The following is a 17,390-nucleotide window of genomic DNA, read 5'->3' on the forward strand; positions in this document are numbered from 1 at the left end:
GCGGACACCGTACGCCGGTGTCCGTACGCCCCATCCTGTCCCGAACCAAGGGAGCAGCCACACATGTCGCCCGCCCCCCTACCGTCCCTGTCCGCTGCCGACGCTGACGACCCCTGGCTGCTCGCCGGCGGCGCCCGAGGTCACGACACGCTCCAACCGTTGGTGAACACGGTCCTCACCGCGCTACGCCAGGGCGCGCTGGAGCGCTGCGGCCCGCTGCCGGCCGGTGGCCCGGAGGTGGTCGCCGACCGGGTCGACGCGGCGATCGGCATCGACCGTCAGGGCGGTGGTGACGCCCTTCCCCGAGCCGGAGCGGGTTTCGGGACTGTCACGGGCGCCGGTGCTCCCGCTGGTTCCGTTGGGCGCGCGGGTGCGGAGTATCGAGCACGCGACGGGGCGGCCGGCCTACTGCCGGAGGTCGGGGCCGGGTCCCCGGCGGCGCTGCATGACGTGGTGCGAGCGCTGGCCGCTGGTTCAGCCGACCCGGCCGACCCACTGTGCGCCGCCCACCTGCACTGCCCGCCGCTGGCGGTCGCCGCCGCGGCCGACCTGGCGGCGAGCACGCTCAACCCCTCGATGGACTCCTGGGACCAGGCTCCGGCCGCGTCCGCACTGGAGGCGCGCACCTGCCGGACGCTCGCCGAGTTGGTGTACGGCCCCGGTACCCCCGCGGACTCGGTGATCACGACGGGCGGCACCGAGTCGAACCAGCTGGGCCTGCTGCTGGCACGTGAGTTGCTCGGTTCGCGTGTGCGCGTCGTGTGCGGCGCGAACGCGCACCACAGCGTGCAGCGCGCGGCCTGGCTGCTGGGGCTGGACCCGCCACTGGTCGTACCAGCGCCGGGCGGCGTGCTGGACCCGGGCGGGTTGGCCGACGTGCTGGCCAAAGTGGTCGGGCCGGCACTGGTGGTGGCGACCGCCGGGACGACCGACACCGGCGGGATCGACCCGTTGCCCGAGATCGCCAGCGTCGCGACCACTCATGGGGCCCGCCTGCACGTGGACGCGGCGTACGGCGGACCGCTGCTGTTCAGTGAGCAGTTGAGCGACCGTCTGGCGGGGCTGGCACGGGCCGACTCGGTGACGCTGGACCTGCACAAGCTGGGCTGGCAGCCGGTGGCCGCGGGAGTCTTCGCCGTATCCCACCGGGACGCGTTGGGGACACTCGAGCACCGGGCGGAGTATCTCAACGCGGACGACGACACCCTGGCCGGCATCCCCGATCTGCTGGGGCGCTCACTGCGGACGACGCGGCGACCGGACGTGCTGAAGATCGCGGTGACCCTGCGGGCTCTCGGGCGGCGCGGGCTGGCGACGTTGGTGGAGCGCACCTGTCTGGCGGCCCGGCGGCTGGCGGAGCTGGTGAAGGCGGACCCGGCGTTCGAGTTGGCGGCCCCGCCCGCCCTGTCCACGGTGGTCTTCCGTCCGCTCCGGTGCGATGAGGGGACGGTGGCCGACATCCGACGTCGGCTGCTGGCAGAGGGGCGCGCGGTGCTCGGCCGGGCGGTCCTGGACGGTCAACTGTGGCTGAAGGTCACGCTGCTGAACCCACACGTGCGTACCAGCGACCTGACGGCGCTGCTGAAGCTGGTGCGCGACGCCGCCGGGCGGACTGAGGGGTCCGCCGCATCGGACGGCCGGAGACCCGGCGACGGACACCAGCACGGTCCGCCGCCACCGCACGCTCGTAACGGATCGGCGGTGCGGTCGTGAGCGAGAGGTCCCTGCGTGACACGTCCCTCCACGAGACGGCCCCCAGCGAGGCGTCCGCGCACGAGCCGTCGACGAACGAGACGCTGTTGAACAGTGCGACCACCAGCGAGGCACGGGCCAGCGAGACAACCGCCGACAAGACAGTCACCCGTGCGGCAACCACCAAGACCACGGTCAGCGACACCGGAGCGGTCGACGGCTCCGGCGCGGCCAGGCCCTTCGACCTGGCCGGCGTCGGCATCGGACCGTTCAACCTCTCCCTGGCGGCACTCGCCGACGGTGTCCCGGAACTGAGTACGGTGCTCTTCGACCAGTCTCCGGAGTTCTCCTGGCATCCCGGACTGCTGATCGAGGGAGCCACCTTGCAGGTGCCGTTCCTCGCCGATCTGGTCTCGCTGACGGATCCCACGAGTCCCTGGTCCTTCCTCAGCTATCTCCGAGCCCGCGAGCGACTCTTCCCGTTCTACTTCGCGGAACGTTTCCACATCGAACGCGCCGAGTACGACGCGTACTGCCGCTGGGTCTCCCGGGGACTCACCGTCACCGGGGAGCAGACGGACCGACGTACCGGCCTGCGCTTCGGCCACCGGGTGGACGCGGTGCGATGGCACACCGAACGCGAACTGTTCGAGCTGGACTTCACGCGGCTGCACCAGGGGACGGGCGAGACCATGGCGCTGGGCCGCGCGTTCGCCCGGCACGTGGCGCTGGGCATCGGCACCGCGCCGTACACACCCGAAGCGTTCGGCCCGCTGGAGCGCGACCCGGCGGTTCCCGTGGTGCACTCCGCCGACTACCTGCCGAACCGGGAGCGGTTGCTGGCCGCCGGCCACGTCACGGTGGTCGGCTCCGGCCAGTCCGGCGCCGAGGTGTTTCTGGACCTGCTCCGGCACCGCCCGGCAGGGCGGGAGCGGCTGCACTGGGTCACTCGCAGCCCGGCGTTCGCGCCCATGGAGTACAGCAAGCTGGGACTGGAGCACTTCACCCCGGACTACGCTCGGTATTTCCACGGTCTGCCCGAGCGCACCCGCGACGAGCTCCTCTCCGGGCAGGGGCAGCTGCACAAGGCCATCGACCACGAGACGCTGGCCGCGGTGCATGCCGAGCTGTACCACCGGGCGCTGCGGACCGGCTGGCCGGACGCGGTGCTCACACCGGCGCTCAGCGTCCGTGCGGCCGGTCGCCTGGGCCCCGCCCAACTGGAGCTGCATCTCGAGCACACCGAGCAGCACGCGCGCTCCCGGCTGGTCACGGACGCGGTCGTGCTGGCCACCGGGTACCGGGAGCGGCCGCAGGAGCGGTTGCTGGCCGCGCTCGAACCGTACGTCCATCGTGACGCCTCCGGACGACCGCGGGTGGACGAGCGGCACCGGATGGTCCTCGACCCGTGCGTCACGGGTTCGATCCACCTGCAGAACGCCGAGCGGCACACGCACGGGGTGGGCGCGCCCGACCTGGGGCTGGCGGCGCACCGCAGCGCCACCATCCTGAACTCGGTCACCGGCAGGGAGGCGTATCCGCTGCCGAGACGCTCGGCGTTCACCACCTTCGGCGTACGGAGTGACCCGGCCATGCCGGCAGATGACGGTGCGGTACGGCAGAGTGGCGGTGTAGCCGATGCGCGAACGCCGCTGACAAGGAGTGCAACTTGACCTCGGATCACGCCATACCGTACGGAACGCCGGACGCTCCTCGGGTCGCCGTGCGCGGCGAGGCCCAGCTGGAGTTCGATCCGGAGATCGCCCGCCTCGGCATCACGGTCAAGGCGCGTGGCACGGACCGGCAGTCCGCCCTGAACGACCTCACCAAACGCAACGGGCAGGTCCTGGAACTGGTCAAGGGCTACGGCGAGGCGGTCGAGAAGCTGGGGACCGGAGCCTTCGTCATCAACCCGGAACTGGCCGAGCGCAGTCGCCGGGAGCGGGTGCGCTCCTATCACGGCCGGGTCCGGATCAACGCCACGGTCTGCGACTTCACGGTCCTCGGCGAACTGACCACCCGGCTCAGCGATCTCGAGCTGACCAGCGTGGACGGGCCCTGGTGGGCGCTGCGCCCGACCTCCGCCGCGCATCGGCGGACGCGCCAGCAGGCCGTACGTGAAGCGGTGACCCGGGCCCGGGAGTACGCCGGTGCGCTCGGCGCGGAGTTGGTGTCCCTGGTGGAGCTGGCCGATCTGGGCGCGGAGGGGCCAGGCGCGCCGGCGGCGATGGCGAGCCCACCCATGGCCTTCGGTCGCGGCGCGGCGCCGGGTGCCGCTCAGCCGGAGCTGGACCTGGAGCCGCAGTCGCAGACGGTGGAGGCGCGGGTGAACGCGCGGTTCACCATGAGCCCGCCCGCCCTCTGACACATCGACGACACATCGACTTCATGTGTCGAACCGTCCCGGCCCGCCGGGCCCTGCTGCCGGGCGCACGGGAGCCCAGGACGGCGGCGGTCACCCAGCGGCGTCCGGCATTCGCGCTCATCGGAGCGGACGACCGCGCAGAATTCACGGTGTTAAGCCTCGTTTTGCTCATAGTCATGGGAGAGTTACCAGTTCCCGGCTCTCTACCGAGCGGTAGGTCATAGGCTCGGGGCTATGCGCCGAGCGAAGATCGTCAGCACCCTGGGGCCCGCCACGGATTCGTACGAGCAGATCAGCGCGCTTGTGCAGGCAGGGATGGATGTGGCGCGGTTTAACCTCAGCCATGCCACACACGTCGAGCACGAGGCACGCCACGCGCGGGTCCGGGAAGCGGCGAGGGAAGCCGGGCGCAGCGTCGGCGTGCTGGCCGACCTTCAAGGCCCGAAGATCCGACTCGGTCGCTTCCGGGACGGTCCGGTACTCCTTGAACACGGCGACGACTTCGCCATCACCACCGAGGAGGGCGAGGGTGACAGCAGCATCTGCGGCACCACCTACGAGGGGCTGGCGGATGACGTGTCCGCGGGTGAACTGGTCTTAGTGGACGACGGTCGGGTGAAGCTGCGGGTCACGGCCGTCGACGGTCCGGTGGTACGCACCACGGTGCTCGAGGGCGGGCTGGTATCGGACCACAAGGGGCTCAACCTGCCGGGCATCGCGGTCTCGGTGCCGGCGCTGAGCGGCAAGGACGTCGAGGACCTGCGCTGGGCGCTGCGTATGGGAGCCGACGTGGTCGCCCTGTCCTTCGTACGCGAGGGAACGGACGTCGACGTGGTCCGGCGGATCATGGCCGAGGAGGGCAGGCAGGTTCCGGTGCTCGCCAAGATCGAGAAGCCGCAGGCGGTGCACAACCTCGAGTCCATCGTGGCGGGCTTCGACGGCATCATGGTGGCCCGTGGGGACCTCGGAGTGGAGATGCCGCTGGAGTCCGTGCCGATGGTGCAGAAGCGGGCGGTGCAGCTGGCCCGAAGGAACGCCAAGCCGGCAATCGTCGCCACGCAGATGCTGGATTCCATGATCGACGCCTCCCGGCCGACCCGCGCCGAGGCTTCGGATGTGGCGAACGCCGTGCTGGACGGCGCCGACGCGGTGATGCTCTCCGGCGAGACCAGCGTGGGCAAGCATCCGGAGGAGACCGTACGCACCATGGGCCGGATCGTCTCGGCGGCGGAGGCGGACATGCTCGCGGACGGCTTGGCGCCACTCACCGAGCGCAACAAGCCACGCACTCAGGGCGGATCGGTGGCCCGGGCGGCGGCGGACCTCGGCGACTTCCTCGGGGCCCGGTTCCTGGTGGCGTTCACCCAGTCCGGCGACACGGTGCGCCGCCTCGCTCGCTACCGCTCCCCCGTTCCCGTGCTCGCCTTCACTCCGGACGAGGCCACGCGTGCACAACTCAACCTCTCCTGGGGCGTGGAGACCTTCCTGGGCCCGACCGTGCGGACCACCGACGAGATGGTGGCGCAGGTGGACGAACTGCTGTTGACCAGCGGGCGCTGTGTCAAGGGCGATCTCGTCGTGATCACCGCGGGCTCGCCGCCGGGCGTCCCCGGCTCCACGAACCTGCTGCGGGTGCACCACATCGGGTACGCACCGCGCGCCTGAGGGCTGTCCCGTAACTCCCGGTGGATCGGCGAGCGGCGTTCAGCGCTGGGTCCTCCCCAGGCCGGTAGGCCGAGGGGACAGATCGCAAGACGGGAAGTCGTCCCCACACCGGGAGTACGTGGGCGATTCGACAACCCGGCGAGGTGCCGTACGGAGCGATGCGAGCCGCTGGGGGTTCCCGGGGCGGTCCCTAGGCCTGATCAGACATCGCGGTGCGATCGGACTCGCTGCGCGGCACGCAGAACTCTTTGCCTTCGGGATCGGCGAGTCGGCGAGGACGTCCCACTCCGTGCCGTCCGGCCTCCGGCACTCGGTGACCAGTGTGGCCCCAGAGCCAACAGCCGCTCCACCTCCTCCTGGCGCGAGGTCGTCGGACGCGGACAGAGATGCATCCGGTTCTTGATCGTTCTTTCCTCGGGCACCTGATTGAAATGCAGCAACGGGCCCCTCGGAAGCGTCACATCAATCCCCGGGTCGCCTGGTCCGTCCTGTGGATGCAGCGGACAACCGGTCACCCCGCTCCAGAACCGCGCCAGTTCGTAGGCGTCCGAACAGTCGACTGCCACGTTCTCCACCACCGAAACCATGCGGCTCAGCATGCCGGAGCACGGCTCAGACCGCTACGGAGCCCTACCCACGGTCTATCGGTCTCGCCGAGCGACCAGGTCGGCGATCTCTCGCAGTCCCCGGGTGCGTGCGGCTGGCGCGACCACGTCCAGTTGGCAGCGGGCGTCCCGGAGAAGCTGATCGACCTCGGACTCGCTCCATGCCCGCCCGCCGGCGGCGTCGACGAGCCTCGCCATCTCGGCCAACTCGGCGTGATCCGGCGCGTCCTCCCCGTGGTAGCGCGTGGCGAGTTGCCGTGCGGCGGGTGTCCCGGCCTTCAGGGCGGCCACCACGGGCAGCGTCTTCTTACGGCCACGCAGATCGGAGTAGCCGGGTTTTCCGGTCGCCTCCGGGTCTCCCCAGATGCCCAGCAGGTCGTCAACATGCTGGAAGGCGAGACCGAGGCGCTCCCCGAACAGACGTAAGGACGCCCGCTGTGCCTCGGTGCCCCCCGCAAACGCGGCGCCGAGTTCACACGCCACCCCCAACAGCGCGCCCGTCTTGGCCTGCGCCATGCTCTGGCACTCCGACAGGTCGACATCCTCACGCCGCTCGAAGGCGAGGTCCATGGCCTGCCCCCGGATCAGCTCCTGCACGGCGGCGTTGAGCTGACCGATCGCACCCGGTGCGGCCGGGTTCGCGCTGTCGGCCAACACCGCGGAGGCGAGGGAGGACAGCGCGTCCCCGGTCAGGATGGCGACATTGCTGCCGAAGACCGTCCAGGCGGTGGGCCGGTGACGGCGGGTGCGGTCCTGATCCATCACATCGTCGTGCAGCAGGGAGAAGTTGTGCACGAGTTCCACCGCGACGGCGGCGGGCACGGCTGACGTGGCGGTTCCGACGGCCTCCGCGGAAAGCAGGGTCAACGCCGGGCGAAGCGCCTTGCCGGACCAGGCGTTCGAGGAGTGGCCGTGCTCGTCGGTGAGCCCGAGATGGTACTGGGCCACGAGGCGTACCTCCGCGGGAAGAGTCTCGACGGCCGTACGCAGGCTCGGGGCGACCGTCCGGCGAGCCCACTCGCAGAGCGCGGCTGCCGAGGTGTCGTCGTGGCATCCGGTATCGGTGGTCACAGTGCCTCCTGAACTCAGCGGGTGAGGTCGACGTTTTCCAGCACGCCAAGCGCGTCGGGAGTGAGTACCGCCGCTGAGTAGTAGGCACTGACCAGGTACGAGGACACGGCCCGTGGACTGATCCCCATGAACCGTACGTTCAGGCTGGGTGCGTACTCGTCCGGGATGCCGGTCTGGTGAAGGCCCACGACACCCTGGTCTTCCTGCCCGGTACGCATCGCCAGCACCGAACTCGTCCCCTGCGCGCTGATGGGAATCTTCTCGCACGGCAGCAATGGCACGCCACGCCACGCTGCCACCCTGTGACCCTCCAGTTCGAGATTCCGCGGCGCGAGGCCCAGGCGGTTGCACTCCCGGCCGAAGGCGGCGATGGCGCGCGGATGGGCGAGGAAGAACTCGGTCCTACGGCGCCGGGAGAGGAGTTCGTCCAGGTCGCCCGGGGTCGGAGGACCCGTGGTGGACTGGACGCGCTGGCGGAGGTCGGCGTTGTGCAGCAGCCCGAAGTCCGGATTGTTGACCAGGTCGTGTTCCTGCTGCTCGCGCAGCTCCTCGACGGTCAGGCGCAGCTGCTGGTGAAGCTGGTCCATCGGGTCGTTGTAGAGGTCGGCGACCCGGGTGTGCACGCGCAGGATGGTCTGCGCGACGCCCAGTTCGTACTCCCGGGGGCTGAGGTCGTAGGCCGCGAAGGTGCCGGGCAGTTCGGGCTCGCCGGCATGGCCGGCTGACAGGTGCATGGCGGCTTCCCCGTGCTTGTTCTGCGGCGGCGCCGTGCGACTCGCCGCCCGGGTGAGGTGCGTACGCAGCCCCTCGGAACGGTCGAGGACCTCCCGCAGGTCGCGGCGGGCGAGCGTGAGCACGATGCACGGCGTGAGCGTGCGGGTGGTGACCGGCCAGGTGTGCTGGGAGTCGGTCAGCACCTGGGCCCCGAGGAAGTCGCCGTCGCTCAGGACGTCCAGGACGCTCGTGCCGCCGTACGCGCCGGTGGTGCTCGTGCTCACCTTGCCGTGAGCGAGCAGGATCACCTCCTCGGCCGGCTCGTGGGCGGTGGTGAGGGTCTCCCCGGCCGCGAGGTGCCGCTGGGTGAAACGTTCGGACAGGGCGGTCAGCGCGTGCTCGTCCGCCAGGTCGCGCAGCGCGGGCAACTCCCGCAGCTCCGGTGGCAGCACGCGCACCTCGCCAGCGGTGGTGGAGAAGGTCAGCCGACCGTCGCCGAGGGTGTAGGTCAGCCTGCGGTTGACCCGGTAGGAGCCGCTCTCGGTGTCCACCCAGGGCAGCATGCGCAGCAGCCAGCGAGGGCTGATCGACTGCGTCTGCGGCGGCGTCTTGGTGGTGGTGGCCAGGGTACGGGCCGCTGCCGGGCCGAGGCTGAGCCTTTGCTGTCGTTGGTGTCCGTCGACGGGAGCCGGCGGGCTGTGCGTACGGGATTCGCTGGGCATGACGTCGTCACCACTCGGGTCGGAATCGTGGGCAGCGGGGCCCACGGGAGGACTTGGCCAGGCGGGTCAGGCGCTGGGTAGACGGTGCGCGGCCATGCTGGCCAGTCGGGCGGCTGAGGTGCCGAGCCCGGTGGGGCCGGACAGCCGCTGTCGCACGGGTGCGAGGGCTGGCCCCGGCACCGCTCCCGGCGGGGTCGGTCTCCCGGTGGGGGCGTACAGCCGTCGCAGCTCCGCGTCGGTGTAGCGAACGCAGCGGCGATGCCACTCGAGAATGCCCGACATCCAGTCCTGGAGACCCTCGGCATGACGGGTGAGCGCGCCGGCAGCGGCTTCGTCCAGCTTCAGTTCGGCACAGAGCTGGGGAATCTCCTCCGTGACCGACTGCTGGAACTGCCGCATGCGCGCGGCCATCAGATCAGCCACGACATCGCGTGCCGTGTGCCGGTCGACACTCAGGAAGTGCTGCACGACCACCACGATGTTGTGCAGCTCCCCCTCGAACTCTACCTCCTTCTGGTAGGAGAACAGATCGTTGGTGAAGCAGGCGTAGTCCTGTGCGGAATTCTCCATCTCCCGCACCACCCGGGCCTCGTGGACCTCGACCGGCAGGTCGTCAAGCTGGGTCAATCGCGACAGACTCATGGTCATGTCCGAACCGAAGGTCTGGCGACGCATCTCGATGTAGTCGATCGGGTCCGGGATACGGTGCTCGGCCTGGTTCGCCAGCTCCCACAACCAACTGGCCGTCATGTCCTCGACGGCCCGCCGGAACTGTGTCCGCGCCGGTCGCCGCATCGGGCCGGCCGTACGCCGCCACAGGTCGGCGAGGCCGCGTTCGACGGCGTTGGTCGGTGCGGGCACCGGTTCGTCGTCCAGCGGCATGAAGGCCGAGAGACGGTCGTTGCACGCCTTGGCCGCGGTGAGGTTCCGCGTGGCTCCGAACGCGAGGGGAAAGAAGTCGTCACCGTAGGTGCCCCAGGCGAGCCAGTCCGAGGACAGCTCGAGTCCCGCCGCGCTCGCGTCGGCGTGGATCATCGCCGCGCAGTGCGGCAGATCCAGACCACGGAACCGCCGCTCGTCCCAGACGGCACCGACGGCCACGCCCGGGACGGAGTCGAACATGCCCATCGCGCGGGCCCAACCGACCGCGTACTCCCGCGCGTCGTCCAGGCCCGGATTGAGACGTACGCGATACGGCATCGACAGCTCGGGGAGCTCCAGCGGACCGACCGGGGCGTACGGCGTGTGAGAGTGCTGCCGAGCCCGATGACGCAAGCCGGGCCGCAGCCTCGACCCGAAACCGCGTGCCGCCGAGGTGCCCAGACCGGTCGGTCCGCTCAGCATGGCGGCGGGCAGTGGACTGTCACGCACCGCGCCGTCGTTCATGTAGCGGCTCGAGCGCAGGTGCCACTCGTGGCCACCGGACTGCCAGTCCTGGAGGCCCTTGACGTAGGTCAGCACCGCCGCCCACTCGGCCGGGTCAAGGTGGTGTTCGGCGCAGAGCGCCGGGACCTCGGTGATCGCCGTGTGCTCGAACTGCTCCAGCCGGGACGTGAGCAGGTCGTTGACCCGCTCCGCCGCCTCCTGCGGGCCGCAGCCGAAGAAGGTCTCGGCGACCAGCACGCCGTTGTTCAGCTCGCCCTCCTCCTGGGTCTCGCGCTGGTAGGAGAAGAGGTCGTTCCGCAGGTGCACGCCGTCGGCGAAGGCGTCCGTGAGGACGCGGATCGGCCGGGTGCGGGAGACCCCGGGTGGGATCTCGGCTCGCGCGGCCAGCTCCACCAGGCCGGCGGACCAGGGAGCGCCACCGACCCTGCGGCGCATCTCGACGTAGTCGATCGGGTTCGGCACCCGATCCGCGGTGATGTTGGTCAACTCCCAGACACAGTCCTCGAGCAGCTGCCGCGTGCTCTCGGCGAACCGGACCAGCCAGTGCGCGGACATGATCGAGCTGGTGCGCGCCCACAGGTCGACGAGACCCCACTCCACCGGGTTCGTCGCCGGGGGCGGCGGACCTGCCCCGGACTCGGTCGGCATGAACGCCGCCAGGCCCGTGAGGTACTCCCGCGCGCCGGCCAGGTCGCCGGTGCGCTTGTAGTGCTCCAGGAAGTGGTCGTCGAAGTAGAAGACCCATACGTACCAGTCGGTGACCAGGTCCAGCTCCTCCGCCGCCGCGTCCGGATGCGTGTACGCGCACAGGAGCGGGTAGTCGGCGGAGTCGTAGGTGGCCTCGTCCCAGGCGAACACGTCCGACCCGCTCGCCGGGTCGACCATCGCCATCTCGATGGCCCACGCCTTGCTGTGCTCCCGCGCTCCGGGCAGGTGCGGACTGATCCGCGCCGGCCACGGGACGTAGAACTCGGGGAGTTCGAAGGGCTGCTCCGCCATCACTCAGGCGTCCCGGCCGACTTCGACGTTCTCCAGGACGCCGAGCGCGTCCGGCACCAGCACTGCCGCGGAGTAGTAGGTGCTGACGAGGTACGAGATCAGAGCCTGCTCGCTGATTCCCATGAACCGCACGGACAGACCTGGTTCGTACTCGTCCGGAAGGCCGGTCTGGTGCAGACCGACCACGCCCTGGTTCTCCTCCCCGGTGCGCATGAGAAGGATCGAACTGGTGCGGTTCTCGCTCACCGGAATCTTGTTGCAGGGGAAGAGCGGCACGCCTCGCCAGGCCGGCACCTGGTGACCGCCGACCTGCACGCCCTCCGGATAGAGACCACGACGGCTGCACTCCCGTCCGAACGCGGCGATCACCCGTGGGTGTGCCAGGAAGAACCCAGGCTCCTTCCACACCAGGGCCAGCAGCTCGTCCATGTCGTCAGGGGTCGGCGGGCCGGTCCGGGTGTGGACGCGCTGCCGGAGATCAGCGTTGTGCAGCAGTCCGAAGTCCCGGTTGTTGACCAGCTCGTGCTCCTGTGTCTCGCGCAGCTCCTGGATGGTCAGGCGGAGTTGCTGCTCGATCTGGTCCATCGGCTGGTTGTAGAGGTCCGCGACCCGGGTGTGCACCCGCAGGACCGTCTGCGCGACGCTGAGTTCGTACTCCCGCGGGGCCAGCTCGTAGTCGGCGAACGTGCCCGGGAGTCGCGGCTCCCCCTGGTGCCCGGAGGCGACCGCGATCTCCGACTCGCCGTAGGCGTTCTGTGCCTCGGGCGAACCGGACGACACCTGCTCCAGGTGGTCACGCAACGCCTCGGACCTGCCGGCGACCTCCCGCAGTGAGGACCGCGGCAACGACAGCACCGTGCACCCGGTCACGGCCGTGGCCGTGTACTCCCAGGTGTGTTCACCGTCCAGCAGCACCTGGTCACCCAGGAACTCGCCGTCCGCCAGCACCCCGAGAAGCGTCTGTTCGCCGTACTTGCTCGTCCCGTGCTGATTGACCTTGCCGTGCGCGATCAGCACGACCTCGTCCGCCGGCTGGCCGGACTCCACGATGACCTCGCCCGGCGCGTGCTCCCGCTGGACGAAGCGGTCCGCCAGCTTCTCCAGTACCGAGGTGTCCTCGAAACCCCACAACGGCGGCAACTCGCACAGCTCGGCCGGGATGGGCCGCACCTCGGCACCGGTGTTGGAGAAGGTCACCCGTCCGTCGCCGAGGGTGTACGTCAGCCTCCGGTTCACCCGGTACGCGCCGCCGGACGCCTGCACCCAGGGCAACAGCCGCAACAACCACCGGGAAGTGATCGACTGCATCTGCGGCGGCGTCTTCGTCGTCGTCGACAAGTTCCGCGCCGCAGCCGTGCCCAAGCTCAGCTGGTCCTGAACATCCTGTCCCTGCGCCAAAGAGTCAGTGCTCCGCACCGCGCCCACCCATCCAATCGGCCGATCGCTTTCCCTGCGATCCTCACGGGTGTGCCGGACCGCTGTCGATCGCTGAAAAGAGTGATGAGATGGTCAGCTCTGCGAGCCAGCCTCGGTGTTTCAACTCGGTCGTGAGCAACGGACGTTGGGGAACGCCGTAGGCATTTGGAGTACTTCCCGCCAGCGGACGAGAGTCAGGCCCCTCCCTCCCCGGACTCGTCCTCCCTAGTGGCCACCCTCGGGGACTCCCGCGCGGTGTCCCGTACGGCGTCCCCCGCGGTCCGGCCCGCGATCGTCTCGTGGTGCCGGATGACCTCCGCGATGATGAAGTTCAGCAGCTTCTCGGCGAAGGCCGGGTCCAGTTTGGCGTCCGCCGCGAGCTCCCGCAGCCGGGTGATCTGACGTGCCTCCCGGGCCGGGTCGGCCGGCGGCAGCTGATGCGTCGCCTTCAACCTCCCCACTCGCTGGGTGCACTTGAAGCGCTCGGCGAGCAGGTGCACGACCGCCGAGTCGATGTTGTCGATGCTGTCGCGCAGTTCGCTGAGCTGGGCGCGTACGGACTCGTCGGTCCCGTCGATCTCGTTCATACGCCGAGAGCCTATGCGCTGCGGACGCCGGGCACGGCCACCGACCGCATCATGGGCGCCCGCACTCCTCCGCGCCCCGCTCGAGCGTCGCCCGCCCGGCGCTGACCAGCGGTGGACGGTCCGGTTCCGGCACCCGGTGGCTCCAGCCGCCGGGCACCGTCCCCCGCTGGCGGGCTCGGAACCGTACCGGGGCAGTGCCGATCCGACGGGCGAAGATACGGGAGAAGTAGGCCGGGTCCGTGTAACCCACCCGACGGGCGACGGCGGCCACCGACAGCGAGGTGCCCACCAGCAGTTCCTGCGCCCGGGCCAGTCGTATCCCCAGGAGGTAGTCCTTCGGGCTGCAACCGGCCGCGCCGCGTACGGCCGTACGGAGTTCCGCCGCCGTCAGGCCGAGCCGGGTCGCGTGCTCGGCGATGGACAGCGGCAGGAAGGCGTCCCGGGCGAGCGCGTGCAACAGCGGCCGGCCGTCCGCGGTGGTGTCCGCCCGCGCCCGGCGCAGCGCGACGAGCAGCTCGTGCACGGCCGCCGCGCACTCGATCTCCAGCAGCGGGTTCCGGTGGTGCGCGGCGCGGGCGATCCGGCTGATGGCGGTACGGGCCGGCAGGGTGTCGCTGAGCGGTACGACGGGGCGTTCCGGTTCGATGCAGCCCAGTTCGGTGTACGCCTCGACCGCCGGACCGGTGAAGTCGACGAAGCCCTCATCCCAGCCGATCGCGGGGTCCGGGGCGTAGTGGTGACGGCTCCCGGGGGTGAGCCAGAGCAACGCGGGGGCGACGACGTCCATCGACGGACCGTCGTCCACCCGTAGCCAGCCGCGCCCGGCGCTGATCACCACCGCGACGTGGTGGTCGAGGGTGCGCGGGCCCACGGTGGGCAGGGCGCCGTGCTGGAGTCCGACTCCCAGACACGCCAAGCCCAGTCTGTGGTGCACGGGTCGGGGCTCGAAGTACCGCATCCACGTCCGGTACGCCGGTCCGTCCGCTCTCGCGTCCTCCCGCACCGTGTGCTCCCCTCGCCGCCGGTCGGGCCGCCGAGAGCAGCGTACGGCGTGTGGCCGCTGTGGTCACCGGGGCCGGAGCGGCTCCGTCCACCGGGGCGGCGACCCGTGACGTCCATCGGAACGGCCGCGACCACCGGGCTGTCAGTCCACCGGTGTGACCGTGAAGCCGTCCAGTACGAACTCCGCCTTCCCGTCCTCGCCGGTCTTGCGCAGCCCCACCCAGGCGACGCCGTCCTCGGGGGCGGTGAACTCGTAGCGGTGCGTGGTCGGTTCGGTGGCCACCGGCAGCGGCGTACGGTCCAGCTCGCGCACCTCGCCCCCCGGCTCGTCGACCGCGGTGACCCAGGCGTACTGCTCGGCCTTCGCGTTCTCGTAGCGGAACGACACCCGGTAGCGCCGCCCGGGCGTGAACCGCTCGGTGTGCGGCAGCGTCCGGTATACCAGGCCGGTGTTCTCGCCGCGCGACTTCAGCGACTCGTGGCCGTCGATGACGTCGTCGATCAGCTTGCCGTTCCAACCGCGCTGGGTGTAGCGACCATTCCGCTGCGCGATGTGCGTGCGCGGGTCGGTCACGCCGCCGGCGTCGCCCTTGACGAACGGCCCCCAGCCCGGCCGGTCACGCGGCCGGTCCGGCACGATCCGCACGTCGTCGAAGCGCACCGGCACCTCCCCCGCGTCCGCGCTCAGCTCCAGAGTGACCGGCCCGCCGCCCTCCGGCACGGTGAACGGCACACACATCCGCTGGAAGCGGGTGCCCTGCTTGCGGTCGGCCGCCACCCAGTTCTCGGCGGTGGAACTGTCCGTGTACTGGCTGGCGTCGACGCCGTCACCGGTACGAACACGCACCCGCGCCCGGCGGCGCTCCGTGGCCTCGTCCCCCACCTGGACCTGCACGAACGCCGCGTAGCCCCCCGGCCGCAGCCGCCGCAGTCGCTGCCGGACGGTGCTCTTCCGCCCCGCCGGGAGCACCAGTTCGTGGTCCCCGGTCTTGCTGCGCTCCACCGTGGCCTCCCCCGCCACGAGCTGCCAGCCGGTCAGGTCACCGGCGTGGAAGCCCGGGTTGACCAGCGGCGTCGCCTCGCCCCAGGCCGGATCCGCCGGCTTCTCGGCCGGCTCGCGGTACAGCACGTACGGCTGCCCCGCCTCGGCGTCCAGCCGCACCCGGCCGCCCGCGCCGACCCGGACGCGTACGGCCTCGCCACGGCCCTGGTCGGTGAGCGGGTAACAGGTGACGGTGTCCGCGTCGGCCCAACCGCGGGGCAACCGCCAACTGCTCCGGCCGCCCTTCGGGTTGTAGTGGTAGAGCCGGTCCGGGTCGGTGGCCCGGCGCGGCTCCCAGGGCAGCAGGTAGCGCCCGTCGGCGTAGACGAGCCGGTCGTCCGTGGTGATCCGGCGGGTGCCGTCCGCGTCCGAGACGGAGGTACGGAGCTCGCCCTCGAAGGTGATCTCGTGCTTCGTCCAGCGGCGGATGGGCTGGGCCTGGAGGTACTTCGCGGGCAGCGATTCGGTCCAGATCAGCTCGTAGAAGGCGTGCCAGTCGGTCTTGCCGCGCCAGCCCTCGTAGTTGCCGGTGCGGGGGATGCCCAGCAGGGTGGGCCACTTGTCGGCGAAGACGTCCTTCTGGTGGTTGCGCAGGAACCGGATCAGCCGGGAGTTGACGCCCCGGCTGGTGTCGGCGCCGTAGTCGGTCTCGGTCGCCCAGTGCGACCACAGCGAGGAACGCTCCAGGCCGTGTCCCCATTCGGTGGTCACCTGCCAGCCCTGTTCCCGAAGTTCCCGCTGCAGCCGGTCGGACGTCCAGCCGGACTCTCGGAACACGTCGATGTACAGCGTGTTCAGCGCGGGGTCGGTGTCCTTCCGCAACTGTCGGAAGCGACCGACGACGTCACCGGAGACCAGGTCCCGACGCTGGTCGATGCGGTACGACTGGTCGAGCCAGTCCCACTGCTCGTTGTCGACGTCCACCAGCTTCTCCGAGAAGGCGTTCGCGACCGGGTACGCCTCGGTGGCGTTGACGTGCACGGCGAAGTCGGTGTGCCACTTCGCGCCGGCCCGCAGCAGGGTGTTGAGGTCCGCGAGCCCGCCGGCTCGCTCGTTGTAGTTCCCGGCGTAGTCGGGGTGCGCGGAGTCGTGGCCCTCCGACTGGTAGCCCTTGAGCAGGGTGTACTGCCGCAGGCCGTCGGTGGCCAGCGCGATCCGCTTGACCTCGTCCAGCGTGGCCAGGAACGGGTTGGTGGCCTGGCTGGCGAAGTTGAACGGGATGTGCGGCACGACCCGCAGGTGCTGCTCCTCGGCGCCCAGCGGATCGACCATGATCTCCCGCATCGCGATGGCCGCGTCCTGCCAGTCGACGGTGTCGTCGCCGTTCCGGTCCCGGGTGAGGATGACCTTCACCCAGGGCAGCGGCTCGGTGTCGTCGGCCCGCGCGGTGTCCGCCCGGTGCGTCCACTGGCCACAGCCGATCCGGGCGGCACGGTGACCGTCGGATGTGACGGTCTGCCGCCACAACCGCCCGTTCTCCCAGCTGACGTCGTCCTTCGGCTTGTCGTAGCTGGTGTTGGTCTCGATGGCCGCCGCCAGCTCGTCGGTCCACAGGACGGCGTACGCGCAGCCGATGGCCTCCTTGTCGACCGAGGTGCCGTCGGTGACCTCGACGAGGGTGTCGCCGCTGGCGTCCTTGTCCAGCTCGACCCGCGCGGCCAACAGCGCGGCACCCGGCTGCTCGGAGCGTACGGACAGCCACGCGAGCCCGGGGATCTCCAGCGTGCCGATCCGCAACCGGTCCGTGTCCGCGATCCGGGTGCACCGCCAGTGCAGCGTGGAGTCCCGCAACTCGATCCGTACGTCCAGCTCGGTGCCGCCGGGCAGCACGAGCGTGTAGTCCACCCCGCCCTCGCCCGGGGTCGCGGTGACCTTCGGTTCGTACGCCTCGCCGTCCACCAGCAGGCCGCGGACCGGTTCCCGCTGGCCGTGCAGCACGGCACCGCTGGACCGCTCCGCGTAACCGATGACGCGCGGGAAGGCGCGGTCGACGCGTACCTCCAGCGCCTCGGACCGCAGCAGCACCTCACCGTCCCGGCCCGCTACCGCGGCGGCCGGGGAACCGGCCGGTCGCGCGCTCGCCGGGGTGGCCCAACCAGCCGCCGCGCCCAGCCCGGTGAGGGC

11 protein-coding genes and 1 pseudogene are annotated in these 17,390 nt (G+C 70.7%); 4 read left to right on the plus strand and 8 right to left on the minus strand.

Annotated elements, in window-relative coordinates; genetic code table 11:
* Positions 1–63: 63 nt before the first annotated feature.
* The 4 genes from AN216_RS18460 to pyk all read left to right on the plus strand — a co-directional run bounded on the left by AN216_RS18460 (position 64) and on the right by pyk (position 5,722).
* The gene (locus AN216_RS18460; protein ID WP_070197798.1) at positions 64–1,713 is read left to right on the plus strand and encodes a pyridoxal phosphate-dependent decarboxylase family protein; all 1,650 of its coding nucleotides are present in this window, start codon (positions 64–66) and stop codon (positions 1,711–1,713) included.
* Positions 1,714–1,937: 224 nt separating this feature from the next.
* Complete coding sequence (locus AN216_RS18465) at positions 1,938–3,365, plus strand: lysine N(6)-hydroxylase/L-ornithine N(5)-oxygenase family protein (protein WP_244502525.1); 1,428 nt, start codon at positions 1,938–1,940, stop codon at positions 3,363–3,365.
* On the plus strand, positions 3,362–4,057 hold the full coding sequence (locus tag AN216_RS18470) for an SIMPL domain-containing protein (RefSeq protein WP_070197799.1): 696 nt from the start codon (positions 3,362–3,364) through the stop codon (positions 4,055–4,057). The genes AN216_RS18465 and AN216_RS18470 overlap by 4 nt, the downstream gene beginning before the upstream one ends.
* A 234-nt stretch (positions 4,058–4,291) precedes the next feature.
* Positions 4,292–5,722, plus strand: coding sequence for a pyruvate kinase (gene pyk / locus AN216_RS18475; RefSeq protein ID WP_070197800.1), 1,431 nt, complete (start codon positions 4,292–4,294; stop codon positions 5,720–5,722).
* Between the two features lie 190 nt (positions 5,723–5,912).
* On the opposite strand, the pseudogene AN216_RS27315 reads toward pyk, so the two are convergent.
* The 8 genes and pseudogenes from AN216_RS27315 to AN216_RS18510 form a co-directional block, all read right to left on the minus strand.
* Positions 5,913–6,309 (minus strand): annotated as a pseudogene (locus AN216_RS27315) (VOC family protein).
* Positions 6,310–6,363: 54 nt separating this feature from the next.
* Positions 6,364–7,398, minus strand: a complete 1,035-nt coding sequence (locus tag AN216_RS18480) for a polyprenyl synthetase family protein (RefSeq protein ID WP_070197801.1) — start codon at positions 7,396–7,398, stop codon at positions 6,364–6,366.
* A 14-nt stretch (positions 7,399–7,412) separates the two neighbouring features.
* Entirely contained in the window at positions 7,413–8,834 is a 1,422-nt protein-coding gene (locus tag AN216_RS18485) for a family 2B encapsulin nanocompartment shell protein (RefSeq protein ID WP_070197802.1), read from the minus strand.
* 66 nt (positions 8,835–8,900) lie between these two features.
* Complete coding sequence (locus AN216_RS18490) at positions 8,901–11,219, minus strand: terpene synthase family protein (protein WP_070197824.1); 2,319 nt, start codon at positions 11,217–11,219, stop codon at positions 8,901–8,903.
* 3 nt (positions 11,220–11,222) lie between these two features.
* Positions 11,223–12,635: a family 2B encapsulin nanocompartment shell protein gene (locus AN216_RS18495; RefSeq protein ID WP_070197825.1), complete on the minus strand. Its 1,413-nt coding sequence runs from the start codon at positions 12,633–12,635 to the stop codon at positions 11,223–11,225.
* A gap of 194 nt (positions 12,636–12,829) precedes the next feature.
* The gene (locus tag AN216_RS18500) at positions 12,830–13,222 is read right to left on the minus strand and encodes a chorismate mutase (protein ID WP_079166734.1); all 393 of its coding nucleotides are present in this window, start codon (positions 13,220–13,222) and stop codon (positions 12,830–12,832) included.
* A gap of 49 nt (positions 13,223–13,271) precedes the next feature.
* Positions 13,272–14,180 carry a helix-turn-helix domain-containing protein gene (locus AN216_RS18505; protein ID WP_070197826.1) on the minus strand — a complete coding sequence of 303 codons (909 nt, stop codon included), beginning with the start codon at positions 14,178–14,180 and terminating at the stop codon, positions 13,272–13,274.
* 186 nt (positions 14,181–14,366) lie between these two features.
* On the minus strand, positions 14,367–17,378 hold the full coding sequence (locus AN216_RS18510) for an endo-alpha-N-acetylgalactosaminidase family protein (protein WP_070197827.1): 3,012 nt from the start codon (positions 17,376–17,378) through the stop codon (positions 14,367–14,369).
* Between the last annotated feature and the right edge of the window lie 12 nt (positions 17,379–17,390).

This window comes from Streptomyces oceani, from assembly GCF_001751245.1.
Taxonomy (GTDB): Bacteria; Actinomycetota; Actinomycetes; order Streptomycetales; family Streptomycetaceae; genus Streptomyces; species Streptomyces oceani.

Excerpts from the sequence above, each read along its gene's own strand:
- AN216_RS18490 (WP_070197824.1), bottom strand. The coding sequence starts at position 11,219 with ATGGCGGAGCAGCCCTTCGAACTCCCCGAGTTCTACGTCCCGTGGCCG.
- AN216_RS18485 (WP_070197802.1), bottom strand. The coding sequence starts at position 8,834 with ATGCCCAGCGAATCCCGTACGCACAGCCCGCCGGCTCCCGTCGACGGA.
- AN216_RS18505 (WP_070197826.1), bottom strand. The coding sequence starts at position 14,180 with ATGCGGTACTTCGAGCCCCGACCCGTGCACCACAGACTGGGCTTGGCG.
- AN216_RS18500 (WP_079166734.1), bottom strand. The coding sequence starts at position 13,222 with ATGAACGAGATCGACGGGACCGACGAGTCCGTACGCGCCCAGCTCAGC.
- AN216_RS18460 (WP_070197798.1), top strand. The coding sequence starts at position 64 with ATGTCGCCCGCCCCCCTACCGTCCCTGTCCGCTGCCGACGCTGACGAC.
- pyk (WP_070197800.1), top strand. The coding sequence starts at position 4,292 with ATGCGCCGAGCGAAGATCGTCAGCACCCTGGGGCCCGCCACGGATTCG.